Consider the following 23,419-nt stretch of genomic DNA (forward strand, 5'->3'; position numbering starts at 1 on the left):
TTTGTTTCGTGAGTAATTATGTAAATCGATTGCTCCTTGCTCCTTTACAAATAGGAGCCGTTTAGTCCAAGAGGAGGTGAAGAGAATGCGCAAGTACGAAATTATGTACATTGTTCGCCCTAATGTTGATGATGAAACGAAAAAAGCTGTCGTTGATCGTTTTAACGATATCTTAAAAGATCAAGGCGCTGAAATCGTGAAATTTACTGAAATGGGCAAACGTCGTTTAGCATACGAAATTAAAGATTTCCGTGAAGGATATTATATGCTTGTAAACGTTGTTGCTAAACCACAAGCGATCGATGAATTTGACCGCTTGGCGAAAATCAGCGAAGACATCATTCGTCATATCGCAGTACGTGAAGAAGAGTAAGAAACGGATTTGTTTTAATATTCATTAAGGGGTGTTTCTGATGTTGAACCGCGTTGTGCTTGTAGGCAGGTTAACGAGGGATCCAGAATTGCGTTATACTCCAAATGGAGTAGCTGTTGCCCAATTTACACTCGCTGTTAATCGTCCATTTACCAATCAGCAAGGTGAACGGGAGGCTGATTTTATCAACTGCGTAGTGTGGCGGCGTCAAGCTGAGAATGTAGCAAACTATTTGAAAAAAGGCAGCTTAGCTGGAGTGGATGGCCGTTTGCAAACCCGCAGTTATGATGGACAAGATGGTCGTCGAGTGTATGTAACGGAAGTTGTGGCAGAAAGCGTGCAATTTTTGGAGCCTAAAGGTGCAAGTCAAGGCGGCGGTTCACCAGACCCTTATGGATTTGGCGGATTTGGGGGTCCACCTCCAAGCGGTGGAAATTACGGTCCTGGAGCGGGTTATGGCGGCCAGCGTTCATCTGGCTCAGGCTTCAATCCTAGCCCAAATCAACGTCCAAATGATTTCAATATTGATGATGATCCATTTAAAGATGATGGTTTACCAATTGACATATCAGACGATGATCTTCCGTTCTAAATAAAGAAAAGAAGAAGCGTTGAGCGCTGAATAAAAGTAAAATAAATTTTCATGCATAAGGAGGGAATTTTAATGGCAGCAGGTGGAGCTCGTAAAGGTCGTGCAAAACGCCGTAAAGTGTGCTATTTTACAGCGAACGGCATTACACATATCGACTATAAAGATGTTGATCTTTTAAAACGTTTCATTTCTGAGCGTGGAAAAATTTTACCTCGCCGTGTAACTGGAACATCTTCTAAATATCAACGTAAATTAACAACAGCTATTAAACGCGCACGTCAAATGGCGTTGTTACCATACGTAAACGATTAATAATGAATCAAAGCACAATAAGGATATAAGCCTTATTGTGCTTTTTTCGTAAGCTCTATCAAACTTTCCTGTTAATTATTCTGATAGATCATTCTGGTATTTAGTGGTGCTAAATTTATGAATTCTTTAACTTTTTCTTTTTAAGTATTATTACAAATGCTACCAATGCTAAAAGACCAATAATAACAGCAATGTTTGTTATATTTATAATTTTTGCCTCCAAGTGTATTGGATTGTCTTCACCAGGAATTAATATCCATTCCAAAGTTTTTCCCTCATCTGTTACATTTGAAGCATTATGATTTTCTATTTTGACAGGTAATGTTAACAAAAATCTAAGGTCAATACTATTGATCATAGCTGTTTCTAACCCTATGAAATCCTTTTCCTCGCTTATAGCAAGGTTGCTTAGGTCAATGTTGGCATCAAGTATATAAGTTGTTGTAAATAGTGACTTTTTTACTTTTAAAGGGATTTCTCCTTCTTGATTAAACATTTCTCTGAATCCTTTAAAATCTCTTATTGAATTATAATGTTTTTTAGCTTGGATACCTACTAAATTGCCACTCCTATAGGTAGCAACTTGATAACCTTCACTTTCAGCCTCCTTTTTCACCTTAGAAATAGGGTTACTATTATTGAACATATCGAGAATCAAAGGACTCATTGCAAGTTTAAATTCAGCATCAGCACTGCCATTTTTGTTAACTTTTAAATGGTAAACACCCTCTACACAGCCACTCAAAAATAATAAGAACAAAGAAATAAGTGCTATAAATGTAAACTTTCTCATAATTATTTCCTCCAATATAAATAATAATCCAATTTTAATTAATATATTCTGGAAAAATATATGTTAGTAAATATATGGTAATAGTACTCTTGTTTTCTAATAGTAATTATCGACTTGATAAAAGAGTATGATTTTTTAAATAAAGCTATGTATGGAGTTTGAGTACTGTTTAAAATGTTTGAGTGGGGTGAGGTAGAATTTCTTGATTCTATTCTATTTATCAAATGAGTTGGTTAAGATACTTTTCATGTTTTTGTCCAGTCTACCAATTGCATTGTTTCATTCCCAAAGTAGTTCCAAATCATTATTGAGTACCAGTGTTTTTGTATTTGGTAGCCGCAATAATGTTTGCAAAAAATATGTTTCACGTGAAACATTGAATGAATAAGAATATTTTTTATTATGGTCACATTTTTCAAAAATGGACTTAGAAATGTTTATATATACTAGCTGGCAACATTTTTTTCTTATCTATAAATTGAAAATATTTTATAATTGGAATAATCTTCAATTTTAAGCTTAAGTAAACTATAATAAATTGAAAAATGGAATATATTTGGAAACTCAGGTGATTGTTGTTAGAGAGTATATTTTGCTAAATAGGCATATATGACAAAGGGAAAGGCATGATTTTTACTCATATATTCCTAAAATATTTGGATATTAGTTTGATGGGGGCATGGTTTCATTTGTTAAAATTTCTTTTCCTTATGATTCATGTTTTGGTTGCATGTTTTTTGGTTTCTTTTATATTTTTATCCCCGACAATTTCGCCTGAAGATGTAGATTTACCACATAACATGAAAGTCATACCTTCAACTGAAAATAAAGTTCAAAAACTTAAAGCTAACAATTTTTCTTCATAATCATTCATCTAAGCCACTAATAAACGAGAACGATGATTACTTTTATACTGTTTATATTTATAAACCTAAAGACTATCGGTACTTATCGCATGATTATTCTAATGAAATAAATATAAATGAAATTCATATTGGAAGTGATTCAAAGACAGCTATAGAAGCAAATAATCATTTAACAAGAGCAGTGAATGTTTCTTTATTCAATAAGAATAGACAGGTAGAAACAGATGGCTTTATGTATACTGGCGATGAATATCCATTTTATATAACCTATTCCTTTATGAAAGATGGACAATATGAGCAAACGCAAATGGATCATTATTACGTCATTTTTCTTTCTATGAGAAAAAGTTTTGGAAAGATTTAAGTTGGTCTAAGGTATATTTAGTAGAAAATCTGAAAATTGATTAAACAAAAGTTTGATTGTTTACCTATAGGAGATGTATAAACTAGTAAGAAACTACTAAGGTTTATAGTTTATTAGCAAGATTTATTGGCTTAGAGTTTTTCTTGTACCAATATTTTTAAATAGACTGGGGGTTATCATCGATTTAAGCAAACTTACAGTAATAATTCTAATTATTATTGGTACTGTTTTTTATTCGCAGGGGATTTTCTCGAAGGAAGATAAGAAAAAACAAATGGAAAAAGAGAAAATATAATTTGAATTTATGAATAATCTTTTAAAATAAACGGAAGAAATGGGAAATCATCGTAAGACATCAAAATTTTATGTTATTATAACTATTGGAATACCTTCATTTGCTGCCGTAAAAAGTAGTACATGGTCCCCCATACAAAACTTCCTTTTTAAAAAATGAACGACTATAATTTATGAAGGAGGGACTATAGATGGCAGGTGGATCGCACAAAGGCCGTGCAAAACGCCGCAAAGTGTGCTATTTTACAGTGAACGGCATTACACATATCGATTATAAAGATGTTGACCTTTTGAAAAAATTTATTTCTGAGCGTGGAAAAATTTTACCCCGTCGAGTAACGGGAACTTCTTCAAAATATCAACGTAAGTTAACAACAGCAATTAAACGTGCACGCCAAATGGCATTGTTACCATATGTGAGCGATGAATGATTAAAAAAGGCAGCAGGGGGTATCTTTGCTGCCTTCATTGTTTAACACGGTAACAAAACTTGTCCCATATAGGTTGAAAGATTCATATTTCATACATAAAATGGTACATAAAGCGAAGTCGCATGGAAGAGGTGAAGGTGTGAATTCTGTACGTCCCATCATAGAAGGTGCTGTGCTCGCAGCAATATTTTCTATCTTGCTTTTTATTGTCTTATATATGCCGATTATAGGTATGTTCTTTCTATTTTGTCTGCCGATCCCGTTTATTATTTATGTTGTCCATCATGGATTAAAAAATGGGCTATTATTATTAGTAGTTGCTCTTTTTATTACATATATCATCGGTTCGATTGCTACAGTTCCGCTTGCATTTACATATGGCACAGCTGGCTTGGCTATGGGATATATATATTCATTAAGAAAAAGTGCATATGCGGTGCTTGTCGGCGGTAGTTTGACTTTAATGGTCAACCTTGTTCTTTTGTTTGTTCTTTCTAATTTGCTCTTTAACGTGAACATCGTTGAAGATACAAAGAACATGATGCATGAATCGATCAAAACGGGGGAAGAAATGTTTAAAGCCCTCGGACGGCCAACGGATCAGTTTGAATTGATGTATGAGTCAATTGACATGATTTCGTATGTAGTTCCAAGTGTAATTGTTTTAATTAGTGTTTTATTTACGATTACAACCCAGTTTTTTGCAGGGCAAATTTTTAAAAGACTAAAAATTGATTATCAACCTTTTCCGCCGCTCAGACAATGGACATTTCCAAAAAGTTTACTTTGGTATTATTTAATTGTTTCCATTCTAATCATGTTTGGTATAACTGAATCAGAAGATGCATTGCTTTATTCAATTATCCTTAATTTGTTTCTAGTACTTGAAATTGTAATGACGATTCAAGGGATATCTTTTCTGTTTTTCTATTTTTATATAAAAAACAAATCGCTTGCCATACCGGTTACTATAACAATTGTATCTTTCATCATACCATTTTTAATGTATATCATTAGAATCTTGGGTATAATTGATTTAGGGTTTGATTTGCGCAAGCGCATGAAAAACCCACAATGATGTGGAGATGAAAATATGCCGAATTCTATTAAAAAACGATGGCGAAGTATTCCATTTATTTTATTCTTGTTATTTTCAATTATTATGATGGTGGTCATCACATATTTCCAATGGGTGCTCGGTATTATTGCTTTCCTCATTACGGGCACAATTGTCTATTATTTATTTAAATACGAGATGTCGCTATATGAAGAAATGGAACAGTACATTTCGACTTTGTCTTACCGGGTTAAGAAAGTCGGTGAAGAGGCGCTTTTAGAAATGCCGATTGGCATCGTCCTTTTTAATGATGAGTATCAAATTGAATGGTCCAATCGCTATTTGGCCTCTGTATTAAATGAGGAATCGTTAATTGGACGTCATTTAAACACAATTTATGAAGGAATGGTTTCTTTATTAAAAGGCGAAGAAGATGTCGAAAAAATTACGTTAGATGAACGGCATTTTCGCGTTCATATTAATCGGGATGACAAATTGCTTTATTTCTTTGATATTACCGAACAAACGGAAATTTTACAGTTATATGAAGAAGAAAAAATTGTTTTAAGTGTAATTTTCTTAGATAACTATGATGAAGTAACGCAAGGAATGGACGATCAAACGAAGAGCAGCATAAACAGCAAGGTCATTTCTATATTAAATAATTGGGCTAATAAACATGGAATTTTTCTTAAAAGAACTTCATCAGATCGTTTCATTGCCGTTTTTAATCAATTAATTTTAGATCAATTGGAGAAAACAAAATTTGATATTTTGGATGAAGTCCGGGAATTGCCTTCGAAACAAAATGTTCCGCTAACATTAAGTATTGGCATTGGACACGGTACTTCAAACTTGCCAGAATTAGGCGCGTTGGCGCAATCGAGCTTGGACTTAGCTTTAGGACGGGGCGGAGACCAAGTTGCCATTAAACATCAAAACGGCAAAGTAAAGTTTTATGGCGGCAAGACAAATCCGATGGAAAAACGGACACGTGTCAGAGCAAGGGTTATTTCCCATGCTTTGCGTGAATGGGTTATGGCTAGTGACCAAGTGTTTATTATGGGTCATAAAGCTCCCGATATGGATGCGATTGGGGCATCGATTGGCGTATTGAAAGTTGCCGAAGCTAATGATCGGCAAGGATACATTATATTAGATGAACAAAATATCGATTCCGGTGTTCGCAGAATGATGTCAGAGATTCAAATGAAAAGCGAATTGTGGAATCGATTTATATCCCCGGATGATGCGTTGGAGATTGCAACTGATCATTCTTTGTTAGTCATTGTTGATACCCATAAACCATCGCTTGTCATTGATCCGCGCTTATTAAGTAAAATAGATAATGTTGTTGTTATTGACCACCATCGACGGGGTGAAGAATTTATTGAAAATCCGGTCATGGTTTATATGGAACCTTACGCCTCATCAACATCTGAGCTTGTGACAGAGCTTTTAGAATATCAGCCGAAAACATTAAAAATAGATCGGCTTGAATCAACGGCTCTCTTGGCGGGCATTATTGTCGATACAAAAAGCTTTACATTGCGGACTGGTTCACGCACCTTTGATGCAGCTTCGTACTTGCGCTCCCATGGCGCTGATACTATTTTAGTTCAGAAATTTTTAAAGGAAGATTTAGACCAATATTTAAAACGATCTAAACTCATTGAAAATACGGAAATCTATCAAAAAGGAATTGCCATTGCGAAAGCAGATCCAGATGAAGTCTATAATCAAGTCTTAATTGCCCAAGCAGCTGATACTTTACTTTCGATGAATAATATAAGTGCCTCATTTGTGATTTCCAGAAGACATGATGGAAAAATTAGCATCAGCGCCCGCTCTTTAGGCGATGTCAACGTACAAATTATCATGGAAAGTTTAAATGGCGGTGGCCACTTAACAAATGCTGCTACACAAATTGAAGGGAAATCTATTGATGAAGTTGAAATACTATTAAAACAGGCGATTGATGACTACTTAGAAGGGGGACAAAAAGAATGAAAGTTATATTTTTGCAAGATGTAAAAGGGAAAGGAAAAAAAGGCGAAGTTAAAAATGTTGCGGATGGATATGCCCGAAATTACCTTTTAAAGAATAATTTAGCCCTTGAAGCAACCCCGGCAAATATGAAATCATTAGAACAGCAAAAGAAAAAACAAGAGCGGGAAGCCCAAGAAGAATTGCAAGCTGCTAAACAATTGAAAGAGCAATTAGAAAAGCTGACAGTGGAGCTTTCTGCAAAGTCTGGCGAAGGCGGCCGATTGTTTGGTTCGATTACTTCTAAGCAAATTGCTGAAGAATTAAATAAAGTTTACCAAATTAAAATTGACAAACGAAAAATTGATCTTGAAGAACCAATTCGTTCATTAGGAGTGACAAATGTCCCTGTAAAACTTCACCAAGAAGTAACAGCAACATTAAAAGTACATGTAAAAGAATTAAAGTAAAAAGCCAACGTTGATATAAAAAGAGAAAGAGGGAGGCTGTTCCAACCATTTGGTCAGCCTCTTTTCCAATGCAATCTGAAAAGGAAGGAGGAATCCGGAGATGAGCGATCTTTTTACAGATCGGACATTGCCTAATAATTTGGAGGCTGAACAAGCGGTACTTGGGGCTATTTTCTTTGAACCTGCCAGCATTTCAACGGCTTCAGAAATTTTAGTACCTGAAGATTTTTATCGGCCGGCTCATATTAAAATATTTCAAGCAATGCTGGAGTTATCAGAACAAGGCAAACCTGTCGATGTTGTCACGGTTACATCAGAGCTTGCTGACCAAAAAAAATTAGATGAAGTCGGCGGCATTGCTTATTTAAGTGAATTGGCAGATAGTGTACCGACAGCTGCTAATATTGAATATTATGCCCGTATCGTTGAGGAAAAATCGATTCTTAGAAGGCTGATCCGAACGGCAACTTCAATTATCACAGACAGTTATCAATCAAGCGATGATGTAGAAACGATCTTAAATGAAGCGGAACGTTCCATTTTAGAAGTTGCAAATCGGAAAAATACCGGCGGATTCCGAAATATTAAAGATGTATTAATCAGTGTTTATGATAATATCGAAGCTCTCCATAACCGCAAAGGTGATGTAACCGGAATTCCTACCGGGTTTATTGATTTGGACCGTATGACAGCTGGATTTCAACGAAATGATTTAATTATTGTTGCTGCCCGCCCATCTGTAGGGAAAACGGCTTTTGCATTGAATATTGCTCAAAATGTTGCAACAAAAACAGAAGAAAATGTAGCCATCTTTAGTCTGGAAATGGGGGCAGAGCAGCTTGTTATGCGGATGCTCTGTGCGGAAGGAAATATTAATGCTCAAGCGTTGAGAACAGGGAAAATGACGGAAGAAGACTGGAAAAAATTAACCATGGCAATCGGAAGTTTATCAAATGCAGGCATTTATATTGATGATACACCAGGGATTCGAATAAATGAAATTCGCTCTAAATGTAGAAGGCTGCAACAAGAACGTGGACTTGGCATGATTGTCATCGATTACTTGCAATTAATTCAAGGAAGCGGCCGTTCTAGTGAGAACCGTCAGCAGGAAGTATCAGAAATATCCCGCTCATTGAAAGCATTGGCGCGTGAACTTGGTGTTCCGGTTATCGCTTTATCACAGCTTTCCCGTAGTGTCGAACAGCGCCAAGATAAGCGGCCGATGATGTCTGATATTCGTGAATCGGGAAGTATTGAGCAAGATGCCGATATTGTCGCTTTTTTATATCGTGACGATTATTATAACAAAGAAACGGAAAATAAAAATATTATTGAAATTATCATTGCCAAGCAGCGTAACGGCCCGGTTGGTACGGTTGAATTAGCTTTCATCAAAGAATTTAATAAATTTGTAAACTTGGAACGCCATCGGGAAGATATGCAACCAACTGCGTAATATGTTAGATTTTACGAACAAAAAAATTAACTTTTATAAAATTGTTCGTGTTTCATTGACTTTACGTCTGTATATTGATAAACTTACTTTGGTTATTTTTTTCAGTAAAATAAAGCAAAATAAAAATAGAATTGCCGTGTGTTGAATATCGGAGGTGTAGACAAAGTGTCTTCAGTAGTAGTTGTGGGAGCGCAGTGGGGCGATGAAGGAAAAGGGAAAATTACTGATTATCTTTCCCAAAATGCAGAAGTTGTTGCCCGTTATCAAGGGGGAAACAATGCCGGCCATACGATTGTTTTTGGTGGCAAAAAATATAAGTTGCATTTAATTCCATCTGGAATTTTCTTTAAAGATAAAATTTGCGTCATTGGAAATGGGATGGTTATCGATCCAAAAGCGTTAGTCAAAGAGTTGGAATATTTGCATAATGAAGGTGTTTCTACAGAAAATTTAAGGATCAGCAACCGTGCCCATGTCATATTGCCATATCATATTAAATTGGATGAGTTGGCTGAAGAAAGCAAAGGTGCTAATAAAATTGGTACAACGAAAAAAGGAATTGGGCCAGCTTATATGGACAAAGCTGCCCGCATCGGCATTCGAATTGCAGATTTGCTTGACCGTGAAGAATTCGAAAGAAAGTTATCAATCAACTTAAAAGAAAAAAATCAAATTTTTGAAAAGCTATATAATGTTGAAGGATTTAAACTTGAAGATATTTTAGATGAATATTATAACTATGGCCAGCAATTTGCCAAATATGTTTGCGATACATCTGTTGTTTTGAACAATGCTCTTGATGAAGGACGCCGGGTATTATTTGAAGGTGCACAAGGCGTTATGCTTGATATTGACCAAGGTACATATCCGTTTGTAACTTCATCTAATCCAGTTGCAGGCGGTGTGACAATTGGTTCTGGGGTAGGGCCTACGAAAATCAACCATGTTGTTGGTGTTTGTAAAGCATATACGACTCGTGTCGGCGATGGTCCGTTCCCAACAGAGCTTCATGATGAAATCGGTCATCAAATTCGTGAAGTTGGTCGTGAATATGGAACAACAACTGGTCGTCCGCGCCGTGTCGGCTGGTTTGACAGCGTTGTTGTCCGCCATGCTCGCCGCGTCAGTGGAATTACAGATTTATCTTTAAACTCCATTGATGTATTAACGGGTATTGAAACGATTAAAATTTGTGTTGCTTACAAATATAAAGGAGAAATTCTTGAAGAATTTCCAGCTAGCTTAAAAGTATTGTCAGAATGTGAGCCTGTATATGAGGAAATGCCAGGTTGGACAGAAGATATTTCCGGAGTGAAAAAATTAGATGAACTTCCTGCGAATGCTCGTCATTATGTAGAACGGATTTCACAATTAACAGGAATACCGCTTTCTATTTTCTCAGTTGGTCCGGACAGAAGCCAAACAAATGTTGTTCGCAGCGTTTATTCTTCAAATTAAGAGTAGGGAATCGCTCCCGAAATAAGGCAACCCTATATAGTATGACAGCCATAATATATTAGCAGAACTATATCTGCATATGTTATGTTGCTTTTCATACTATATATAGGGATGCCTTTTTTATTTATCGGTTTTTTTCGACAGAATTATGAAATTTATAGAGATTTTTAACGAATTATGGTACATTTAAAAAGACGGTGTTTATAACATATGTATAAAAATTCTGAAAATTTCTTTTGCAAGAAGGAGTAGGAAGTAAATAGGAGGAAGATTCGTGGTACGATTTTTACATAAATTCAAAACGACTATGACACGTTTTTTTCACTCGCCTCACTCGAATAAATCAATGGTTATGAAGAGGGCTGCAATTGTTACGGCTGCAGCTGCTACGATTTCAATTGGTTCTGTTTATGCTTCCAATGATAATAGCGACAACATTGAAAAAGATGTACATACGGTATACCATATATATTTAAAAAATGAATTCTTAGGTACAGTGGATCAAAAGGATGTAATTGAAAAGATTTTAACAGAAAAAATTGAAAAGGAAAAGGGTGTTTCTAAAGAATACCATTTTTCACTAAACAACCAACTTGCATACATACCTGAAAAAGTATTTACACCAATTTTTAATAATCAAGAAGCCATTGAAAATGTGAATCAGGCTTTTAAGGAAATGGCTGATGCTGAAGCAATTGTTGTTGACGGCAAGCCAATAGCATTTGTAGCTAATAAAAAAGAAGCAGAGCAAGTCTTAAAACAATTAAAGATGAAATATGTTCCAGAAGAAATTCTAAATGCTCTTGCGAATGGTTCAAAAGAAGTAAAACATGATGATTTTATCTATTTGGACGTTCGATTTAAAGAGAAAGTTACAACATCAAAAGGGAAAGTTTTTCCGGAAGATATTTTATCTGTAAAACAAGCGGTCGAGTTATTGCAAAAGGGAACGCTTGAAACGAAGAAGCACGTTGTTAAAGAAGGTGAAGTGCTCGGTCAAATTGCTATAGATTATGGCTTGACCTTAAAACAGTTGCTTCAGCTCAATCCAGGCTTGAAAGAAGAAGAGCTTATACATATCGGTGATGAATTAAATGTAACTCAATATCAACCATTTGTAACAGTTGTTGTTGAAATGAAAGCTGTTCGTGAAGAAGTCATTCCTTTTGAAATTGAAGTTGTAAAAGATGATAGTATTTTTAAAGGAACAACAAAAGTAAAGCAAGAAGGCAGCAATGGTCAAAGAATTGTTACTTATGCAATTGAACGGGAAAATGGAGTAGTTACTAAAAAAGTTGTTACGAATGAAACGATTGTGAAAAATCCGACAAAAAAAATCGTTGTAAAAGGAACAAAAGTGATCCCTTCCCGTGGCACAGGTGACTTAGCATGGCCAACAGTTGGCGGCTACATTTCAAGCCCAATGGGTTATCGATGGGGCAGACAGCATAAAGGTATTGATATTGCTCGACCAAGTAATCGGAGTATTTTAGCAGCAGATAATGGAAAAGTTGAATTTGCCGGATGGGACGGCGGTTATGGAAATAAAATTGTTATTAACCATAGAAATGGAATGAAAACAGTATATGCCCATTTATCAAAAATTGAAGTAAAAGTCGGCCAAACGGTTTCAAAAGGACAAAAAATTGGTGTGATGGGATCTACTGGAAATTCCACAGGCGTTCATTTGCACTTTGAAGTCTATAAAAATGGAAAACTAGTAAATCCAAGATCTGAATTATAGTTTATACGAAGAAAGGGACTTTCTTAATGTATTTACATTGAGATTGTCCCTTTCTCGTTTATGAAACTAGGTGTCTATATTTTATAGGTTGGATAAAACGATAAAAGATGGATTTTTGAGGAAGCTTATAACAACATTTAACAATATGCATTTGGGGATGCTTAAATAGCAAAGAAATGATAAAGTTAAATAGGAAACTTCTATCTTTGTAGGAGGAGTGTGTAGATGGAAAAGCACATTTTAGTTGTTGATGATGAGATGCCAATTGCAGATATTTTGCAATTTAATTTAGAAAAAGAAGGCTATAAAGTTTCATGTGCTTACGATGGGATAGAAGCGCTTCGTAAAGTAGAAGAAATTAAACCGGATCTTATTTTATTGGATATTATGCTCCCGCATAAAGATGGGATGGAAGTTTGTCGGGAGATTAGAAAAAAATATGAAATGCCAATCATTATGTTAACAGCAAAAGATTCAGAGATCGATAAAGTTCTAGGTTTAGAGATGGGCGCAGATGATTATGTAACGAAGCCATTTAGTACGCGAGAATTAATTGCCCGTGTAAAAGCAAATTTGCGCCGCCATCAACCGGATATTGAAAAGTCCAATGGAGAATCTTCGGAAATCGTTGTCGGTGCGCTAACGATTTATCCGGATGCGTATACCGTAAAGAAAAGAGGGGAAGAAATTGAGCTGACGCATCGTGAGTTTGAGCTCATTCATTATTTGGCTAAACATATTGGCCAAGTCATGACGCGTGAGCATCTTCTCCAAACGGTTTGGGGCTATGATTATTATGGCGATGTGCGCACCGTTGATGTGACAATAAGAAGACTTCGTGAAAAAATCGAAGATATTCCGAGCCATCCAACATGGATCGTAACGCGTAGAGGTGTTGGGTATTATTTAAGAAATCCAGATCAGGAGTAGCAAACGATGAAAAAAGTCGGTTTCTGGAAATCGATCCATTTTAAATTTGTGCTAATTTACGTATTGTTAATTTTATTTGCAATTCAAGTCATTGGCGTTTATTTCGTTCGTGAACTTGAACAACAGCTCACTACCAATTTTACCGAGTCAGTCAATGAGCGTATAAGACTTTTAGTTTACAATATTGGCCAAGAAATGATGGAAGAGAGGAATAGTCGGACATTAAAACTGGAAGATGAAATTTATACGATTTTGCAAGATTTCCTCTCTAATGATATTGCGGAAGTAGAAGTTGCCGACAGCAGTTTCCGCGTCATCGGTATTTCAAATCCATATGATCAAAGCATGATTGGGCGGCGGACGACAGAAGTCCGCCTAAAAAAGGCAATTATTGGTGAAATTGAAACAGAAAATATTTTATTAGACCCAAGAACTGGAAACAGAATGTTTGTTAAAGCAGTTCCGATTCGAAATCAGGAAGAAGTTATTGGGGCGATGTATGTCGTTGCTTCTATGGAAAAAGTTTATGAACAGATGCGGGTCATTAATGGAATTTTTGCATCTGGGACTATCATTTCCTTAGCTATTACCGCATTATTAGGAATTTTTGTAGCCCGAACGATCACAAGACCAATTGCTGATATGCGTAAGCAGGCGCTTGTCTTAGCGGAAGGAGACTTTTCCCGTAAAGTTAATGTTTATGGGGAAGATGAGATTGGTCAGCTTGCGGAAACATTTAACGAATTAACAAATAAACTGCAAATTGCCCAGGAAACGACTGAAAGTGAAAAAAGGAAGTTAAGTACCGTTTTGGCGCATATGTCAGATGGGGTCATCGCTGCCGATAAAGACGGAAACATTATTTTGATGAATGAACCAGCAGAACGAATGTTAAATGTTTCACGTGAAACAATTTATCAAACATCGATTTTGAGCTTGCTGAAATTAGAAGGAACTGCAACAATCGAAGATTTATATGATACTGCTGAATCTGTGTTACTTGATTTCAGTGAAAACGATAAAAATAAATATATTTTGCGCGCTAGTTTCTCTTTAATAAAAGATGACCATGAAAACCCAACTGGTTTAATAACGGTTTTGCAAGATGTGACGGAACAAGAAGCGATTGAACAAGAGCGGCGTGAGTTTGTTGCCAACGTATCTCATGAATTGAGGACACCGTTAACAACAATGCGCAGTTATTTGGAAGCTTTAGCAGATGGTGCTTGGCAAAACGAAGAGCTTGCTCCTCGTTTTATTCATGTTGCGCAAAACGAAACTGAACGGATGATTCGACTTGTTAATGATCTTCTGCAGCTGTCTCGATTAGATAGCAAAGATTTTCAATTGAAAAAACAAATGGTCAATTTCACGAAATTTTTTGATCAAATAATAGACCGGTTTGAAATTGGAAAAGGCGATCATTTTATTTTTGAAAGAGCTTATTCCCAACGCGAACGATTTGTCATGATTGATAAAGACAAAATTACGCAAGTGTTAGATAACATCATTTCAAATGCATTAAAATACTCTCCTGAAGGCGGTAAAATTCGATTTGAACTCGTGCAGAAAGAAAATAATCTTTATGTAAGAGTTACTGATGATGGCGTTGGTATTCCAAAACAAGACTTGGCAAAAGTGTTTGATCGGTTTTACCGGGTTGATAAAGCAAGATCAAGGAAAATGGGAGGCACTGGTTTAGGACTTGCAATTGCAAAAGAAATGGTTGAAATTCACGGCGGACAAATTTGGGCGGAAAGTGAAGAAGGGAAAGGAACAACCATTACGTTTACCCTTCCTCTTGAAAAAGAGCGGGAGGAGGACTTTTCATGAAAATGAATTTTGAAAGAACAAAATCAGTTGTTCTTTTACTACTTGTATTATTAAGTTTAGCTTTAACATGGGGACTATGGACCTTTCAACCCCAATATGACTTTGGAAAAAGAGCAAATAAAGCCCAAGTTGTAACAATTGGTGAAAAACGGCAGTTTAACGAAGTCATCACACCAATCCAATTTATTTATCATCATGGCGGCTACCATTATGGACTATTGGATGATTGGATAACAAATGATTTGTATCATATCGTAATGGATGTAAATGTATTGGACTATGAATATTTGGATCATATAACGAAAAGAGGGCTGCTGGATACATTACATAATGGAAGCAGTCTTGAACTTGTATTTCCTGTTCAATTGCCTGTTACAATATCCAATTATATTATGAAGCCCGTTCGCCAAGAGTGGGATATCGCTTCTTTTGATCGTATTTTTGTTCATATTTCTAAAAATCCGGCCCTCTATTTAATAGCAACAGCAGGTGACCAAGCGATTAAATTGCCAATTGATATGGAAGATGTTAGAAAAATTCAAGAAAAAATTGGACAAGTTGGTGGTTCAAAGCAATTATTTTTTAGTATAAATGCTAGAGATGGGCAAAGATTATATCTGCCTGACAATCAAATATCTTTAACACCTTTAACATTTACAACTGCACGAATCCCACCGACAGAAATTAAAAACGCTTTGTTTCCTGATCCAAATGGTGTAAAGCAATATCGTTTAAATAATGGTGAAGAGTCTTTTACGGATGAAATAAGAGCGCTTGAAATTTTACAAAATCAGACGATGCTTCGCTATGTGAATCCTGCGAAGCAAGATGTATATGGCTTGGAGCCAGAAGAACTTATTTTAAAATCGGTAGAATTCGTGAATGACCACTCCGGATGGACGGATTCTTATATGCTAATAGACTGGAAAAAGGCAAATCAATCAGTACAATTTCAATTGATGGTAAATGGCTATCCAGTTTTCCATCCTAATGGGATGACAACGATCTATGAATCATGGAGTGAAAGTGAAGTTTACGAATATAACCGCTCTCTTATCAATTTGCGCTTTCAAATAGACAATGGACAAGAAAGCATTCTTCTTCCATCAGGCCGCGAATTGTTAAGCTATTTGACACAAGTAAAGCCTAATTTTTCTTTAAGTTTATTAGAATTTGCTTTGATTGGCTATGAAATCGAGAAAAAAGATTCAGATTTTACTGTAGCAACGATTCAGCCAAGTTGGTTTATAAAGTATGACGGCAAGTGGGAAAAAGTATCCATCCCTAACAGGTGATTGGCCAAGGAGGATGTAGTTTGGATTGGAGCAAAACGAAGACAATTTTTATATTAATCTTTCTCGTTCTTGATTTGTTTTTAGTCTTTCAATTCATTGAAAAGCGGACGACCTCCGAGCTTGAATTTATAACGGAATCAACGATTGAAGAACAATTGGAAGAGGATGGGATATCTTACGGAAATCTTCCGATAGTCGGAGAACAAGAACCGTATATTAGCGGGAAAAGGAAAAAATTTTTATCTCATGAATTAAGCCAATTAAACAACCAATCGGTTTCTCATATTAGCGAAGATTGGATTGTTTCTTATTTTTCAGAGCCGATTGCCCTTCCTAAAACAAATATTGAATCTTTCCTTTCTGATTTTATGAAAGAAAATGTAATTGGGGGACAATCGTATCGGTTTTGGAAATGGGATAAAAAAGATAATGATTTAATATTTTTTCAAACCTATCAAGGAAAAACACTTTTCTTTAATGAACATGCGATGGTAATCGTTCATTTAAATGAAAAAAACGAAATTGTAAGCTATGAGCAAACGATGTTAACGTCCATTGAAAAAATGATCGAAGAAGGCTCAAACCAAGAAGTATTGCCTCCATTAAAGGCCATTGAAGTTTTGTATAAGAAAGATTATTTGACATCTGGCGGACATATTACAAAGGTAGAATTAGGATACTACAAAAATGTCCCAATATCAGGAGATGTTCAAATTTTCGCGGCAACATGGCATATCGTCGTTGACGATGAAATCGACTATTTTGTAAATGCCATTGATGGACAAATAGTAGAAATATTGCAAGATGGAGTTGGAGAAAATGGGTTTGCATTTTAGTGTGTTAGCAAGCGGAAGTACAGGAAACGCTTTTTATATTGGGACAGAAAAAGCAAAGCTGCTTGTTGATGTAGGGTTCAGTGGAAAACAGATGGAGGAGTTGATGAAGGCTGTCAATCTTAATCCAAAGGAATTGGACGGCATTTTAGTAACGCATGAACATAGCGATCATATTAAAGGTTTGGGGATTTTAGCTAGAAGATACAACTTGCCGATTTACGCCAATGAAAAAACGTGGAAAGCGATGGAAGGATTAATTGGTGCTATCCCAACGGAACAAAAGTTTATTTTTGAAATGGGTTCGGTCAAAACTTTTGGCGACATCGATGTTGAATCATTTGGCGTTTCCCATGATGCTGCCGAACCGATGTTTTATTGTTTTCATAGCGGTGGAAAAAAAGTGACACTTTGTACAGATTTAGGTTATGTGAGCGACCGAATCAAAGGAACGATCAAAAATTCAGATGTTTTTATTTTTGAAGCGAATCATGATGTAGAAATGCTGCGAATGGGTCCTTATCCTTGGAATGTGAAACGGCGGATTTTAAGCGATGTCGGCCATGTTTCCAATGAAGATGCCGGCCTTGCATTAGCGGATTGCATTGGTGATAACACAAAGCGTATTTATTTAGCCCATTTAAGCAAAGATAATAACATTAAAGATTTAGCTAGAATGGCTGTCACGCAGACATTGGAGGAAAAAGGATTTGCCGTTGGCGAAGCATTTAAAATTTATGACACAGATCCGAAAATCCCAACACAGCTTGCTGTAGTGTAGAAGTTTTACATCTTATCTATGATGAAAGGAAAGTTTTTAACCAAAAATTTTTACAGAACGAAAAGCGGTTAAAATTTGGAAGGAACTGAAAATAAGCACTATACTTAAATATAGAGGCAGCAAAGATCGGACACCTTAGCTACATATTCATCAGTGAAAGGATTGGTGAATGAAACGTGGGGTATTATGACCAAGATTATGAAAACAGGAGGAAAAAAGACAACAACAAGGTTGGCTTCTTTCTTTCAGCATTTGTTGGCGCTATTTTAGGAGCTATGATCATTATTTTTTCAATCCCTTCCTTAATAAAATTTGATGTTCTTCCTTATAACTTGACGCCGAAAGGAACAGAAACGGAACAAGGCGTGATCACAGAAGAAGGTCAAATGGTTCCATATCAAACGATCCAAGTTGATATTTCTTCAGCGATCACCGAAGCTGTTGAGAAAGTATCTGATGCGGTTGTCGGTGTTATTAACATTCAAGAAACAGGCTTTTGGACAAATACGAATGAAGCTGGAACAGGCTCAGGCGTCATTTATAAAAAGGAAGGCGGCAAAGCATTTATTGTTACAAACCACCATGTCATTGAAGGAGCCACCAATGTCGAAGTCAGCTTAAGTGATGGTACACGGGTGCCAGCAAAAGTTTTGGGTAGTGATCGACTAATGGATTTGGCTGTCCTCCAAATTGACGGCGATAAAGTAAAGAAGGTTGCTGAAATTGGAACTTCAAAAAATTTAGTAGTTGGTGAACCAGTTTTAGCTATTGGGAATCCACTTGGTTTGGAATTTTCCGGATCTGTTACGCAAGGAATCATTAGCGGTGTAGAAAGAACAATTCCTCAAGATTTTGATCGCGACGGCCGTCCGGATTGGCAATTAGAAGTTTTGCAAACAGATGCAGCTATAAATCCAGGTAACAGCGGCGGTGCTTTAGTCAATATTAAAGGGCAAGTCATCGGCATTAACTCGATGAAGATTGCACAAGAAGCAGTTGAAGGAATAGGCTTGGCTATTCCGATTGATAGTGCAATTCCGGTCATTGAAGATTTAGAAAAATTCGGGGAAGTACGAAGGCCTTTCATGGGAGTAGGTTTAAGGTCTTTAAATGAAATTCCAAGCTATCATTGGCAACAAACATTAAAGCTTCCAAAAGAAGTTGATAAAGGTGCTTTTGTTGTAAGTGTAATGCCTAACTCTCCAGCGGCAATTGCCGGATTAAAAGAGTTGGACGTGATCGTAGAATTAGATGGAGAACCAATTGCCGATGTACTTGAGCTCCGGAAACATTTATATATTGAGAAAGAAATCGGTGATACAATGGACGTTACATTTTACCGGGAAGGCAAAAAAATGAAGACAACAATGAAATTGACTGAGCAGCACACATATTAGTCAATAAGCTCTAAAGAGAGTTGAATATTTGATTATGAACCATTTAATTGTTGATAACTTAGAGTTCTAAAAATGAATAGATATTCATTCAAACGGGGGCGATTCATCCACAATGTGGATAAGTCGGCTCCTTTTTTGTAAAATGAGAGGTTGTGGATGATGTCAAAAGTTGTAGAAAATTTTAGAAGAGAAAATAGTTCATGAGAGGGTGAATGAATATGTTGATTAAATGTTGTGAAGACCACGTGGAACTAGCCATGGATGTAATTGTAGATGAGTATGAAGTTGCCCCAAATATAGATAAAGTAGAGAATAGTGAGATATTAACAACCTGTGAATATTGTCAAAAAAAGGCGATATATATTGTGTCGAACTAAGATTCCCACACAATATACAGACATCGGCTGTGGATATGTGGATAAAAATTGTGAATAACTTGTTTATAGGAAGTGGATGAATGTGAATATCTCAATTTTCTGTGTTGGAAAACTAAAAGAAAAATATCTTAGGCAAGGAATTGATGAGTTTTTAAAAAGGTTAGGACCGTATGCAAAAGTCGATATTATCGAAGTGCCTGATGAAAAAGCTCCAGAACATTTAAGTGAAACGGAAATGGAAATGGTGAAGGAAAAAGAAGGTGAGCGCCTTCTTGCCAAAATAACCGATGATACATATGTAATCATTTTAGCGATTGACGGAAAGATGTTGTCTTCTGAACAATTTGCCAAAGAGCTTGATCAGCTTGCAACCTATGGAAAAAGCAAAATCGCTTTTGTAATCGGGGGATCACTCGGATTAAGCAAAAAAGTCGAGCAGCGGGCTGACTACGCCTTGTCATTCTCCAAAATGACTTTTCCACACCAACTAATGCGGCTTATTTTGTTGGAACAAATATATCGGGCATTTCGGATTAATAGGGGGGAGCCGTATCATAAATAGATGCGGTTTTTTAGCAAAGTAAGGTTTATTATATTCCGAAAAAGATGAAGCATTATTTAAAGAATTAAAAGAATATAATCTAGAATCCCCGTTTAGCTGAACAAATCAAAATAAAAACCACCCAAAATAGGGTGGATAAAGTTTGTGTTTGCAGTTGTATTTTTTTGTAGTAGAATTTAAGAAATGGTTATTTTTATCTATTAAGCGCTTTGGGGCAAGTTATCTTGCTCCCCTTTTTTTAGTATCTGTTTATTAATGAATGGAATAATCCAACGGTCTAACCCAATTTTTCCTGCATTTATACCAGCAACTAAGATTATCATTCCGAATAATACCATCTGAGGGTTAGTGCTAGTTGTTCCTGAAAAAAGATACGAAAAATTCATAACCATCCCCATTAAAGCAGCAAAGGTAGTAAAACAACCTAAGATAAGTCCAAGACCTACTAAAAATTCTCCCCAAGGAACGAGGATATTAAAAAGTCCGACATTAGGTAAGGCAAAGCTATCAATAAAACCTGCCCACCAAGATTGAACTGCTGGGTGATCACCAGACGCTTTTTTTAATGCTCCTTGTAGAAACCCACTAGCATCAAAATCTCCACCAATAATTTTTTTCCAACCAGCTTCCAACCATGTCCAACCAAGATACAAACGCATTACTAGGAATGCATAAGAAGCATAAACGTTTTCTCTTAAAAAGTTAATTACCATTAAAAACCTCCTTTCATAAAGTTATAATTGATTTTGATTTTCATTATCATTATAAGGTGTTTATTTTAATTTAGGAATAGGCCAATAGTTTGATATCCTAATATGTGGTAATCTATATAAATCTAAGTTAAATTTCCGACATTGCCATCGACCCAATACGAAGAAGTACTTTTTTGGTAAAACACATAAGTATTCCATGAACGATCAAATCGACTTTTTATATCTCATTGCGCGTAGGTGAAATCGATTCAAAATAACACTTACTTTAACCAACCTCAAATACGTTCGACCACATTTAGGTTCAGAGTATTATGGGGGAGAAATAAGAGTGTCAAGCGATGTTTGTACTCTTTTAAAAAAGGTTTTAAGATCCTTACGTGTTGAATAAGCATTATGTAAAAAGCATTCACTGTTTTCTGCAAGCAGAGGATAGGCAAACGCAGCTTTGCTATACAAAAACTGTCTTTCAAAACAGATCGTTCTTCTTTTTTTATCTCCTTCGTCGTCACCACCGTCATCTTCTTAAAATCGATTTGCGCCTCACCTGGAGGATGCTAAAGACGTTCATAGTATTGTTCATTCTCGAGCTTAAGTTCTGGTCTACGCTTTTACACATACGCACAAATAGTTTGATACGATCCTTTGAATCCATGCTTCTGTTTAAGCATTTCAAACAGTGTTTTGTCTTCATTGTTTGCTCAGCGGCTTGGTGTCTTTATCCAACCAGTCCTCAATAATTTGTCCATACCCCTAGACAAATGTTTTTACGCAAGTAGCACTAAACGATGTTGGTACTAGTGAATCACCCTACCCTTATGTTACAGTGGAAGTACTAAACTTGGTAAAACTCGTAGTGTGGTATAGAAACTAATATTAACCAGCCTTAATGTATCGAGCCCAATTCTTTAAAAATAAATACGTAAAAGGAAGGCTATATGTATGAAGAAAAAATTGATGATTATAGGAATCGGTATTTTAATAGTTATTCTTGCTTTGTATGGGATGTGGGAATTAGCCAAATCTAGAACCTTTCAGTTGTTTGGGGGATTAACTTACGAGGTGGAAACTAGTCAAAAGGTAGTTGCTTTGACATTTGATGATGGACCAACAAAAAATGTAGATGAGATTCTTCCTTTGTTGGATCAATACAATGCAAAAGCCACTTTTTTTCTGATTGGTCAAGACTTGGAAAAAAATTTAGATGAAGCGAAAAAGATCGTAGCTAAAGGGCATCAAATTGGAAATCATACGTATTCTCATAAAAGAATGGTTCTTAAATCTCCTTCTTTTATCAAGAACGAAATTGAAAAAACGGACAAACTGATTCGTGAAGCTGGATATAGTGGTGAGATCGACTTTCGACCTCCATATGGAAAAAAATTAATAGGGTTGCCTTATTACTTATATAAACATCATAGAGATACCATTACTTGGAATATTGAACCAGATACTTACTTTTCCTCATCCGAAGATAAAATAAATGATGTAGTCAAAAATGTAAAGCCGGGATCAATAATATTATTGCACCCAATGTATGATCATTCTGGTGAAGAATTAAGAACGATTGAAGGAATTTTACAGACCTTATCAAAAGAAGGATATAAATTCGTTACGGTTAATGAACTTCAGAGTTTGGAAGAATAATATTATAAGCTTGGCATCTTAACTAATCATTTAGATACAATACGGAAAACCTTATCAAAAATGAGGTGAAAAAATGAATGAAAATAAAGGTACAGAAATAAAACGATCTTCAAAAGCAGAAAACATTTTATCTCAAATCAATAGGAAAACGAAGCTAGGCGACATACGAAAAATTGCAAAGGACATTAAAAAAGATCATGAACTAGCTATGGAATTATGGTCAACCGGAGAGTACTTACCAAGACTATTAGCAATCTTAATTATGGACAAAAAACTTCTTTCAGAAGAAGTGCTAAAAAAGCTTGATAACGATATGCAGACTCACACTTATGATGAGCGAAATAATTTAATGGATTGGCTAATGGCTAATCAGCTCACCAAAGACAAGAAAACAATTGCATTGCTAAACTCATGGGAAAATAGCCCTTCTGCTCTTCAAAGGCGAGCTTATTGGTATTATCAAGGGCGATTGAGATGGACTGGACAAACACCGCCTGATAACACTGCAGATTTACTATCTAAAATAGAAGCAAATATTATGCAGGAAGAACCGGAAGTTCAATGGGCTATGAATTTCACTGCGGGCTGGATCGGCGTTTATGATGAAAAATATCGTGAACGCTCTATTCAACTTGGTGAGAAAACGGGTCTTTATAAAGATGAAATTGTAGCAAAAGGATGTACTCCTAAATATTTACCGGAGTTCATTAGGATAGAAGTGAACAAAAGACAAAATAAATAGAAAATAGCTGATTAGCTGGTGCGATTGCAGAACATAAGCAGTCGCATTTGTACTAATGGTCAGTAAAAGTAATAGAGAGATTGTTGAATAGTCGTAATCATTTTTCAACTATC

The 23,419-nt window shown here is 35.9% G+C and carries 22 protein-coding genes; 20 read left to right on the forward strand and 2 right to left on the reverse strand.

From position 1 onward, the window contains the following. Nucleotides 1-85: 85 nt before the first annotated feature. The 3 genes from rpsF to rpsR (HR057_RS11470) all read left to right on the forward strand — a co-directional run bounded on the left by rpsF (nt 86) and on the right by rpsR (HR057_RS11470) (nt 1,277). Nucleotides 86-373, forward strand: coding sequence for a 30S ribosomal protein S6 (gene rpsF / locus HR057_RS11460; RefSeq protein ID WP_173731576.1), 288 nt, complete (start codon nt 86-88; stop codon nt 371-373). Between the two features lie 40 nt (nt 374-413). Further along, complete coding sequence (ssb, locus tag HR057_RS11465; protein WP_173731577.1) at nt 414-965, forward strand: single-stranded DNA-binding protein; 552 nt, start codon at nt 414-416, stop codon at nt 963-965. A 72-nt stretch (nt 966-1,037) separates the two neighbouring features. Beyond that, nucleotides 1,038-1,277, forward strand: coding sequence for a 30S ribosomal protein S18 (rpsR, locus tag HR057_RS11470; protein ID WP_173731578.1), 240 nt, complete (start codon nt 1,038-1,040; stop codon nt 1,275-1,277). A 115-nt stretch (nt 1,278-1,392) separates the two neighbouring features. Here rpsR (HR057_RS11470) and HR057_RS11475 read toward each other — a convergent pair whose 3' ends face one another. Further along, nucleotides 1,393-2,070: a DUF3153 domain-containing protein gene (locus HR057_RS11475; protein ID WP_173731579.1), complete on the reverse strand. Its 678-nt coding sequence runs from the start codon at nt 2,068-2,070 to the stop codon at nt 1,393-1,395. Nucleotides 2,071-3,785: 1,715 nt separating this feature from the next. Here HR057_RS11475 and rpsR (HR057_RS11480) point away from each other — a divergent pair. From rpsR (HR057_RS11480) to rlmH, 15 genes are all read left to right on the forward strand, one after another. Continuing rightward, nucleotides 3,786-4,025, forward strand: coding sequence for a 30S ribosomal protein S18 (gene rpsR, locus HR057_RS11480; RefSeq protein ID WP_173731580.1), 240 nt, complete (start codon nt 3,786-3,788; stop codon nt 4,023-4,025). Between the two features lie 139 nt (nt 4,026-4,164). Then, the gene (locus tag HR057_RS11485) at nt 4,165-5,103 is read left to right on the forward strand and encodes a YybS family protein (protein ID WP_173731581.1); all 939 of its coding nucleotides are present in this window, start codon (nt 4,165-4,167) and stop codon (nt 5,101-5,103) included. Between the two features lie 15 nt (nt 5,104-5,118). Next, nucleotides 5,119-7,092, forward strand: coding sequence for a DHH family phosphoesterase (locus tag HR057_RS11490; RefSeq protein WP_173731582.1), 1,974 nt, complete (start codon nt 5,119-5,121; stop codon nt 7,090-7,092). Next, a complete protein-coding gene (gene rplI / locus HR057_RS11495) occupies nt 7,089-7,538 on the forward strand; it encodes a 50S ribosomal protein L9 (RefSeq protein WP_173731583.1) in 450 nt (149 codons plus the stop codon). Before HR057_RS11490 ends, rplI begins: the two co-directional genes overlap by 4 nt. 100 nt (nt 7,539-7,638) lie before the next feature. Beyond that, complete coding sequence (gene dnaB, locus HR057_RS11500) at nt 7,639-8,997, forward strand: replicative DNA helicase (RefSeq protein ID WP_173731584.1); 1,359 nt, start codon at nt 7,639-7,641, stop codon at nt 8,995-8,997. Nucleotides 8,998-9,162: 165 nt separating this feature from the next. Beyond that, the gene (locus HR057_RS11505; RefSeq protein WP_173731585.1) at nt 9,163-10,455 is read left to right on the forward strand and encodes an adenylosuccinate synthase; all 1,293 of its coding nucleotides are present in this window, start codon (nt 9,163-9,165) and stop codon (nt 10,453-10,455) included. A gap of 274 nt (nt 10,456-10,729) precedes the next feature. Then, nucleotides 10,730-12,199, forward strand: coding sequence for a peptidoglycan DD-metalloendopeptidase family protein (locus HR057_RS11510; RefSeq protein WP_173731586.1), 1,470 nt, complete (start codon nt 10,730-10,732; stop codon nt 12,197-12,199). A 225-nt stretch (nt 12,200-12,424) separates the two neighbouring features. Next, on the forward strand, nt 12,425-13,129 hold the full coding sequence (gene yycF, locus HR057_RS11515) for a response regulator YycF (protein WP_173731587.1): 705 nt from the start codon (nt 12,425-12,427) through the stop codon (nt 13,127-13,129). A 6-nt stretch (nt 13,130-13,135) separates the two neighbouring features. Continuing rightward, nucleotides 13,136-14,962, forward strand: a complete 1,827-nt coding sequence (gene walK, locus HR057_RS11520; protein WP_173731588.1) for a cell wall metabolism sensor histidine kinase WalK — start codon at nt 13,136-13,138, stop codon at nt 14,960-14,962. After that, nucleotides 14,959-16,257, forward strand: a complete 1,299-nt coding sequence (locus HR057_RS11525) for a YycH family regulatory protein (protein ID WP_173731589.1) — start codon at nt 14,959-14,961, stop codon at nt 16,255-16,257. Before walK ends, HR057_RS11525 begins: the two co-directional genes overlap by 4 nt. Before the next feature lie 20 nt (nt 16,258-16,277). Then, nucleotides 16,278-17,093, forward strand: coding sequence for a two-component system regulatory protein YycI (locus HR057_RS11530; RefSeq protein WP_173731590.1), 816 nt, complete (start codon nt 16,278-16,280; stop codon nt 17,091-17,093). Next, nucleotides 17,077-17,871 carry an MBL fold metallo-hydrolase gene (locus tag HR057_RS11535; RefSeq protein ID WP_173731591.1) on the forward strand — a complete coding sequence of 265 codons (795 nt, stop codon included), beginning with the start codon at nt 17,077-17,079 and terminating at the stop codon, nt 17,869-17,871. Before HR057_RS11530 ends, HR057_RS11535 begins: the two co-directional genes overlap by 17 nt. Nucleotides 17,872-18,047: 176 nt before the next feature. Further along, nucleotides 18,048-19,268 (forward strand): S1C family serine protease, encoded by a 1,221-nt coding sequence (locus HR057_RS11540; RefSeq protein WP_173731592.1) that lies wholly within the window; start codon nt 18,048-18,050, stop codon nt 19,266-19,268. A gap of 221 nt (nt 19,269-19,489) precedes the next feature. Next, nucleotides 19,490-19,645, forward strand: coding sequence for a CxxH/CxxC protein (locus HR057_RS11545; protein WP_173731610.1), 156 nt, complete (start codon nt 19,490-19,492; stop codon nt 19,643-19,645). A 76-nt stretch (nt 19,646-19,721) separates the two neighbouring features. Beyond that, the gene (gene rlmH, locus HR057_RS11550) at nt 19,722-20,207 is read left to right on the forward strand and encodes a 23S rRNA (pseudouridine(1915)-N(3))-methyltransferase RlmH (RefSeq protein WP_196237928.1); all 486 of its coding nucleotides are present in this window, start codon (nt 19,722-19,724) and stop codon (nt 20,205-20,207) included. Nucleotides 20,208-20,407: 200 nt separating this feature from the next. On the opposite strand, the gene HR057_RS11555 is transcribed toward rlmH, so the two are convergent. After that, a complete protein-coding gene (locus tag HR057_RS11555; RefSeq protein WP_173731594.1) occupies nt 20,408-20,920 on the reverse strand; it encodes a DoxX family protein in 513 nt (170 codons plus the stop codon). A 939-nt stretch (nt 20,921-21,859) separates the two neighbouring features. On the opposite strand from HR057_RS11555, the gene HR057_RS11560 reads away from it, so the two are divergent. After that, nucleotides 21,860-22,564 carry a polysaccharide deacetylase family protein gene (locus tag HR057_RS11560; RefSeq protein WP_173731595.1) on the forward strand — a complete coding sequence of 235 codons (705 nt, stop codon included), beginning with the start codon at nt 21,860-21,862 and terminating at the stop codon, nt 22,562-22,564. Between the two features lie 73 nt (nt 22,565-22,637). After that, complete coding sequence (locus tag HR057_RS11565; RefSeq protein ID WP_173731596.1) at nt 22,638-23,306, forward strand: DNA alkylation repair protein; 669 nt, start codon at nt 22,638-22,640, stop codon at nt 23,304-23,306. The last annotated feature ends 113 nt before the right edge of the window (nt 23,307-23,419 follow it).

The sequence above is a fragment of the Calidifontibacillus erzurumensis genome (assembly GCF_013303125.1).
Classification (GTDB): domain Bacteria; phylum Bacillota; class Bacilli; order Bacillales; family Bacillaceae_J; genus Calidifontibacillus; species Calidifontibacillus erzurumensis.

Bases quoted from the DNA above. Each gene is read 5' to 3' on its own strand.
- rpsF (WP_173731576.1), top strand. From the start codon at position 86: ATGCGCAAGTACGAAATTATGTACATTGTTCGCCCTAATGTTGATGAT.
- ssb (WP_173731577.1), top strand. From the start codon at position 414: ATGTTGAACCGCGTTGTGCTTGTAGGCAGGTTAACGAGGGATCCAGAA.
- rpsR (WP_173731578.1), top strand. From the start codon at position 1,038: ATGGCAGCAGGTGGAGCTCGTAAAGGTCGTGCAAAACGCCGTAAAGTG.
- HR057_RS11475 (WP_173731579.1), bottom strand. From the start codon at position 2,070: ATGAGAAAGTTTACATTTATAGCACTTATTTCTTTGTTCTTATTATTT.
- rpsR (WP_173731580.1), top strand. From the start codon at position 3,786: ATGGCAGGTGGATCGCACAAAGGCCGTGCAAAACGCCGCAAAGTGTGC.
- HR057_RS11490 (WP_173731582.1), top strand. From the start codon at position 5,119: ATGCCGAATTCTATTAAAAAACGATGGCGAAGTATTCCATTTATTTTA.
- rplI (WP_173731583.1), top strand. From the start codon at position 7,089: ATGAAAGTTATATTTTTGCAAGATGTAAAAGGGAAAGGAAAAAAAGGC.
- dnaB (WP_173731584.1), top strand. From the start codon at position 7,639: ATGAGCGATCTTTTTACAGATCGGACATTGCCTAATAATTTGGAGGCT.
- yycF (WP_173731587.1), top strand. From the start codon at position 12,425: ATGGAAAAGCACATTTTAGTTGTTGATGATGAGATGCCAATTGCAGAT.
- walK (WP_173731588.1), top strand. From the start codon at position 13,136: ATGAAAAAAGTCGGTTTCTGGAAATCGATCCATTTTAAATTTGTGCTA.
- HR057_RS11525 (WP_173731589.1), top strand. From the start codon at position 14,959: ATGAAAATGAATTTTGAAAGAACAAAATCAGTTGTTCTTTTACTACTT.
- HR057_RS11535 (WP_173731591.1), top strand. From the start codon at position 17,077: ATGGGTTTGCATTTTAGTGTGTTAGCAAGCGGAAGTACAGGAAACGCT.
- rlmH (WP_196237928.1), top strand. From the start codon at position 19,722: ATGAATGTGAATATCTCAATTTTCTGTGTTGGAAAACTAAAAGAAAAA.
- HR057_RS11555 (WP_173731594.1), bottom strand. From the start codon at position 20,920: ATGGTAATTAACTTTTTAAGAGAAAACGTTTATGCTTCTTATGCATTC.
- HR057_RS11560 (WP_173731595.1), top strand. From the start codon at position 21,860: ATGAAGAAAAAATTGATGATTATAGGAATCGGTATTTTAATAGTTATT.
- HR057_RS11565 (WP_173731596.1), top strand. From the start codon at position 22,638: ATGAATGAAAATAAAGGTACAGAAATAAAACGATCTTCAAAAGCAGAA.